This is a genomic window from Streptomyces sp. NPDC048483 (genome assembly GCF_040651455.1).
Taxonomy (GTDB): Bacteria; Actinomycetota; Actinomycetes; order Streptomycetales; family Streptomycetaceae; genus Streptomyces.
The window spans coordinates 22,756-29,292 of the sequence record NZ_JBEZJZ010000106.1 but is presented as its reverse complement, the minus strand read 5'-3'; the positions used below and the strand labels follow the sequence as shown (position 1 = coordinate 29,292).

At 67.0% G+C, this 6,537-nt stretch carries 6 protein-coding genes; all 6 read right to left on the bottom strand.

The genetic code is table 11. The annotated features are described in order from the left end of the window. Positions 1 to 104 precede the first annotated feature (104 nt). Positions 105 to 971: a CDP-diacylglycerol--serine O-phosphatidyltransferase gene (pssA, locus tag AB0D04_RS34830; protein ID WP_362711392.1), complete on the bottom strand. Its 867-nt coding sequence runs from the start codon at positions 969 to 971 to the stop codon at positions 105 to 107. Further along, a complete protein-coding gene (locus AB0D04_RS34825) occupies positions 958 to 1,605 on the bottom strand; it encodes a phosphatidylserine decarboxylase (RefSeq protein ID WP_127153886.1) in 648 nt (215 codons plus the stop codon). The genes pssA and AB0D04_RS34825 overlap by 14 nt, the downstream gene beginning before the upstream one ends. A gap of 170 nt (positions 1,606 to 1,775) precedes the next feature. Further along, on the bottom strand, positions 1,776 to 2,981 hold the full coding sequence (locus tag AB0D04_RS34820; RefSeq protein WP_362711391.1) for an acyl-CoA dehydrogenase family protein: 1,206 nt from the start codon (positions 2,979 to 2,981) through the stop codon (positions 1,776 to 1,778). A 5-nt stretch (positions 2,982 to 2,986) separates the two neighbouring features. Further along, positions 2,987 to 3,511 carry a MaoC family dehydratase gene (locus AB0D04_RS34815; RefSeq protein WP_362711390.1) on the bottom strand — a complete coding sequence of 175 codons (525 nt, stop codon included), beginning with the start codon at positions 3,509 to 3,511 and terminating at the stop codon, positions 2,987 to 2,989. A 5-nt stretch (positions 3,512 to 3,516) separates the two neighbouring features. Continuing rightward, positions 3,517 to 4,479 (bottom strand): CoA ester lyase, encoded by a 963-nt coding sequence (locus AB0D04_RS34810; RefSeq protein ID WP_362711389.1) that lies wholly within the window; start codon positions 4,477 to 4,479, stop codon positions 3,517 to 3,519. Continuing rightward, positions 4,476 to 6,488, bottom strand: a complete 2,013-nt coding sequence (locus AB0D04_RS34805; protein WP_362711388.1) for a protein meaA — start codon at positions 6,486 to 6,488, stop codon at positions 4,476 to 4,478. Before AB0D04_RS34805 ends, AB0D04_RS34810 begins: the two co-directional genes overlap by 4 nt. Positions 6,489 to 6,537 lie beyond the last annotated feature (49 nt).

The following is a 6,537-nucleotide window of genomic DNA, read 5'->3' as shown; positions in this document are numbered from 1 at the left end:
CGCTGGTGCTGATGGCGTTGCTGATCAGCAGTACGGTGGTGCTGCTGGTGAGCGGGCCGAGCGAAGAATCGCTCGGGGCCCTCGGCCTACTCGTATCCGTCCCTTCAGGGCAGCTGCGCGGCGCGCTCCTCCGCCCGCGACTCGCGGCGGTTGTCGCGGAAGGTGTTCACCCTCCGGGCCGTCGCGAACAGCGGGATCATCGCGCCCATGACCACCTGCAGGGAGCAGCCGGTCCACAGCAGCAGCTGGCCGCCGGGGGCGTCCAGCGCCCAGGCCGCGAGCATGCCCATGCTGAGCACGATCCAGCTGAGCATCGCCACCGCGAGGCGGCCCCGCGGCTTGGGGTACTCGACCCGGCTCACCATCAGCCAGGCCACACCGATGATCGCCAGCAGCGTCGGCAGGAACGGCAGCTCCAGCAGCACGATGGCGACGACGGTCAGGGCGCCGAAGGGGCTCGGCATGCCCTGGAAGATGCCGTCGCGCAGCGTGACGCAGGAGAACCGGGCCAGCCGCAGGATCACCGCCAGCAGCACCACCACCGCCGCGACCACCGACACCCGCTGGTTGGCGTCCGTTCCCGAGGCGACCATGCCCCAGGTCACCACGAAGTACGCGGGCGCCAGGCCGAAGCTGATCAGGTCGGAGAGGTTGTCGAGCTCGGCCCCCATCGCCGAGGCCCGCAGCTTGCGCGCGACCAGCCCGTCGAAGAGGTCGAAGACCGACGCCATCAGCATCAGGATCACGGCCACCGCGGCGCTGTGCCGCGCCATCCCGCCGTCCTCGGTGCCCGTCAGATGCGGGATGAGGACGCCGGTGGTGGTGAAGTACACGGCCATGAAGCCGCAGATGGCGTTACCGAGGGTGAGGGTGTCCGCTATTGACAGCCGCGTGGACAGCGGCATGTCGTCCCCGTCCTCCTCGGTCTCGGGTGCCCAGCCGGCCTGTGTTTCAGGATCAATCACGGTCAAGGCGAGTCACCCCCGCGGTCGTGGCCTGGCCGACCTCGACGGCCGCCTCGACGCCCTCCGGGAGGTAGACGTCGACACGCGAGCCGAAGCGGATCAGACCGATGCGCTCGCCCTGCTCGACCTTGGTGCCCTGGGGCACGTACGGGACGATGCGGCGGGCCACCGCGCCGGCGATCTGCACCATCTCGATGTCGCCGAGCTCGGTGTCGAAGTGCCAGACAACCCGCTCGTTGTTCTCGCTCTCCTTGTTGAACGCCGGAACGAAGCCACCGGGGATGTGCTCCACGGACGTCACCGTGCCGGCCAGCGGCGCGCGGTTGACGTGGACGTTCAGCGGGCTCATGAAGATCGCGACGCGGGTGCGCCCGTCCTTCCACGGCATGATGCTCTGCACCACACCGTCGGCCGGGGAGATGACGCGGCCCTGAGCGATCTCTCGCTCGGGGTCGCGGAAGAACCACAGCATGCCCGCCGCAAGAGCGGTGGTGGGCACGGCGACGGCGGCCCAGCGTCCCGAGCGACGGGAGCGGGCCAGGCTGACCGCTGCCGTTGCCACGGTCGGGAGGAGCCACGGCGACGCTCCGCGCGCGAGGCGGACGCGACCGCGTGGTGCAGAGGATTGGCTGTGGGGCATGGATGACCTTCGTAGCGGAGGATGCCGCGTAGGGATACGGGGGACGGCGGCTTTCCGGGGATGCTATCGGGTGCGGGCGGCAACTGGCCAAGAGCCAGCGCCAATCCGTGGCCGAAGTCCGATGACGGGGTGTGATCTTCGTCTAGACGAAAACGCCCCAATCGGGACGTTCACCCCTGGATTCGGTACTCCTCCAGTAGCCGGCGACCAATGATCATTTTCTGGATCTCGGCGGTACCTTCACCGATCAGGAGCATCGGGGCCTCGCGGTAGAGACGCTCGATCTCGTACTCCTTGGAGAAGCCGTACCCGCCATGGATACGGAAAGCGTCCTCGACCACCTCCTTGCAGTACTCGGAGGCCAGGTACTTCGCCATGCCCGCTTCGAGGTCGTTTCGCTGGCCGGAGTCCTTTTTGCGAGCGGCGTTAACCATCATTGCATGGGCCGCTTCGACCTTTGTCGCCATTTCGGCCAGTTTGAACTGGATGGCCTGATGCTGGGCGATCGGCTTGCCGAAGGTCTGGCGCTGCTGTGCGTACGAAACACCCAGCTCGAAGGCGCGCTGGGCGACACCGCAGCCACGCGCGGCGACATTCACCCGGCCGACCTCGACGCCGTCCATCATGTGATAGAAGCCACGTCCGGTCTGGCCGCCGAGCACGCGGTCGGCCGGGATGCGCAGGCCGTCCATGATCAGCTCGGTGGTGTCGACGCCCTTGTAGCCCATCTTGTCGATCTTGCCCGGAATGGTGAGTCCGGGGCGGACCTCGCCGAAGCCCGCCTCCTTCTCCACCAGGAAGGTCGTCATCGACTTGTGCGGCGCGGTGCCCTCGGGGTGGCCCTCGTCCGTCTTGCACAGCACCGCCACGAGCGTGGACGAACCGCCATTGGTCAGCCACATCTTCTGGCCGTTGAGGACGTAAGCGTCGCCGTCCCGCACGCCCTTGGAGGAGATGGCCGAGACGTCCGAGCCCAGCGCCGGCTCCGACATCGAGAAGGCGCCCCGGATTTCACCGGCCGCCATCTTCGGCAGGAAATAGTCCTTCTGCTCCTGCGTGCCGTGCTGCTTGAGCATGTACGCCACGATGAAGTGGGTGTTGATGATGCCCGAGACGCTCATCCAGCCGCGGGCGATTTCCTCGACGGTGAGTGCGTAAGTGAGAAGGGACTCACCGAGCCCGCCGTACTCCTCGGGGATCATCAGGCCGAAGACGCCGAGTTCCTTCAGGCCCTCGACGATCTGCGCCGGGTATTCGTCGCGGTGTTCCAGCTCCGTGGCGACCGGCAGGATCTCCTTGTCCACGAAGTCGCGGACGGTCGAGAGAATTTCCCGCTGAATGTCGGTCAGACCCTCGGTCTGCGCAAGACGGCTCATGACGACTACTTCTCCTTCTTGGCCGGCGGGGCCTTGAGCTCCGGGCGGCCGGGCTGTTCGCCGCCGCGCTCCTTGATGTACGTGGCCGTGGGGACCATCACCTTGCGGCGGAAGATGCAGACCAGCGTGCCGTCCTGCTTGTAGCCCTTGGTCTCGACATACACAATGCCGCGGTCCGACTTCGACTTCGACGGCGTCTTGTCGAGCACGGTCGTCTCGCCGTAAATGGTGTCGCCGTGGAAGGTCGGCGCCACATGCTTCAGCGACTCGATCTCCAGATTGGCGATCGCCTTTCCGGAGACATCCGGCACCGACATGCCCAGCAGCAGCGAGTAGATGTAGTTACCGACGACGACGTTCTTACCGAAGTCGGTGGTCTGCTCCGCGTAGTTGCTGTCCATGTGCAGCGGGTGATGATTCATCGTGAGCAGACAGAAGAGGTGGTCGTCGTATTCGGTGACGGTTTTCCCCGGCCAGTGCTTGTACACATCGCCGATGGTGAACTCTTCATAGGTACGGCCGAACTGCATCGCGCTTACGCCTCCGGGGCTTCGAACTTCGAGGTACGGGTCATGCCGGCGGCCCGGCCCTTGCCGGCAATCACCAGCGCCATCTTCCGGCTCGCCTCATCGATCATCTCGTCGCCAAGCATCGCCGAACCCTTCTTGCCGCCCGCCTCCGAGGTGCACCACTCGTACGCGTCGAGGATCAGCTCCGCGTGGTCGTAGTCCTCCTGCGAGGGCGAGAAAACCTCGTTGGCGGCATCGACCTGACCCGGGTGCAGCACCCACTTGCCGTCGAAGCCGAGGGCCGCCGCGCGCCCGGCGACCTCGCGGTAGCCGTCAACGTTCTTGATCTGGAGGTAGGGACCGTCGATGGCCTGGAGGTCGTGCGTACGGGCCGCCATCAGGATCCGCATGAGGATGTAGTGGTAGGCATCCGCCGGGTAGCCGGGCGGCTGCTCGCCGACCACCAGGGACTTCATGTTGATGGACGCCATGAAGTCGGCCGGGCCGAAGATGATGGTCTCCAGGCGCGGCGAGGCACCGGCGATGTCATCGACGTTCACCAGGCCCTTGGCGTTCTCGATCTGCGCCTCGATGCCGATCTTGCCGACCTCGAAGCCCATGGTCTTCTCGATCTGGGTCAGCAGGAGGTCGAGGGCGACGATCTGCTGGGCGTCCTGCACCTTCGGCAGCATGATGCAGTCGAGGTTGGGGCCCGCGCCCTCGACGACCGTGATGACGTCCCGGTACGTCCAGTGCGTCGTCCAGTCGTTGACCCGCACGACCCGCGTCTTGCCGGTCCAGTCGCCGTTGTTCAGCGCGTCGACGATGGTGTGCCGGGCGCCCTCCTTGGCGAGCGGCGCGCAGGCGTCCTCCAGGTCCAGGAAGACCTGGTCGGCCGGCAGGCTCTGGGCCTTCTCCAGGAAGCGGGGGTTGCTGCCGGGGACCGCCAGGCACGAGCGGCGGGGCCGCAGACGGTTCACCTGGGTCATGCGGGGACCTCCAGAGGGTCGAGCTGGTTCGCTTTCCGGATCTCGTCGACGATGCGGCCGATGATCTCCGTGATACCGAAGTCCTTGGGTGTGAAGACGGCCGCCACTCCGGCTTCCCGGAGCGCGGTGGCATCGGCGGAGGGGATGATTCCGCCGACGATGACGGGCATGTCGTCCACGCCGGTACGGCGCAGCCGGGCCAGTACGTCCGGCACCAGCTCGGCATGCGAACCGGAGAGGATCGACAGCCCCACGCAGTGCACGTCCTCGGCGACGGCCGCCGAGACTATCTGCTCCGGGGTCAGCCGGATGCCCTGGTAGACCACCTCGAAGCCGGCATCGCGGGCCCGTACGGCGATCTGCTCGGCGCCGTTGCTGTGCCCGTCCAGGCCGGGCTTGCCGACCAGCAGGCGCAGCTTGCCGCTGCCGAGGTCGGCCGCCGTCTTGGCGACCTTGTCGCGGACCAGCGCGAGCGGGGTGCCCGCCTCGGCCGCGACGGCGAGCGGCGCACCGGAGACGCCCGTGGGAGCGCGGAACTCGCCGAACACATCCCGCAGCGCCCAGGCCCACTCACCGGTCGTCACACCGGCGCGCACGCACTCCAGGGTGGCCGCGAAGAGGTTGCCGTCGCCCGCCGCGGTCTTCTTCAAGGCCGACAGCGTCTCCTGTGCGCGCCCCTCGTCCCGGTTGTCCCGCCAGTCGTGCAGCGCCTGGACGACCCGCGCCTCGTTGGCCGGATCGACGGTCATGATGGCGGTGTCCAGATCCGCGGTGAGCGGATTGGGCTCGCTGGTCTCGAAGCAGTTGACGCCGATGATCTTCTCTTCGCCGGCCTCGATCCGGGCCCGCCGCTCGGCGTGCGAGGAGACCAGCTGCGACTTGAGGTAGCCGGACTCGACGGCCGCCATCGCGCCGCCCATCTGCTGGATCCGTTCGATCTCGGCCAGGCACTCGTCCACCAGGGAGTCCACCTTGGCCTCGATCACATGCGATCCGGCGAAGATGTCCTCGTACTCCAGCAGGTCGCTCTCATGCGCCAGGACCTGCTGGATCCGCAGCGACCACTGCTGGTCCCAGGGTCGCGGCAGCCCCAACGCCTCGTTCCAGGCGGGGAGTTGGACGGCGCGGGCGCGCGCGTCCTTCGACAGGGTCACCGCCAGCATCTCCAGCACGATCCGCTGGACATTGTTCTCCGGCTGCGCCTCGGTCAGACCCAGCGAGTTGACCTGGACGCCGTAGCGGAAGCGGCGCTGCTTGGCGTTCTCGATCCCGTACCGCTCCCGGGTGATCTTGTCCCAGATGCGGCCGAAGGCGCGCATCTTGCACATCTCCTCGACGAACCGGACGCCGGCATTCACGAAGAACGAGATGCGGGCCACGACATCGCCGAACTTCTCCTCCGGCACCTGCCCGGAGTCGCGCACCGCGTCCAGCACCGCGATGGCGGTGGACATGGCGTACGCGATCTCCTGGACGGGCGTGGCCCCGGCCTCCTGCAGGTGGTAGCTGCAGATGTTGATCGGGTTCCACTTGGGGATGTTGGCCACCGTGTACGTGATCATGTCGGTGGTCAGCCGCAGTGAAGGCCCCGGCGGGAAGACATGCGTCCCGCGCGAGAGGTATTCCTTCACGATGTCGTTCTGCGTCGTCCCCGCCAGCTTGGTGATGTCGGCGCCCTGCTCCTCGGCCACCACCTGGTACATCGCCAGCAGCCACATGGCCGTCGCGTTGATGGTCATCGAGGTGTTCATCTGATCCAGCGGGATGTCCTGGAACAGCCGCCGCATATCACCGAGATGGGACACCGGGACCCCGACCCGGCCGACCTCGCCACGGGCGAGGATGTGGTCGGGGTCATAACCGGTCTGCGTCGGGAGGTCGAACGCGACCGACAAGCCGGTCTGACCCTTGGCGAGGTTGCGCCGGTACAGCTCATTGGACGCCTCGGCGGTGGAGTGGCCGGCGTACGTCCGCATCAGCCACGGACGATCCTTCTGACGCTCAGTCATGTGTGACCCGTATCTTCGTGGTACGAACGCCTCAGGCGTTCGGCTGCTT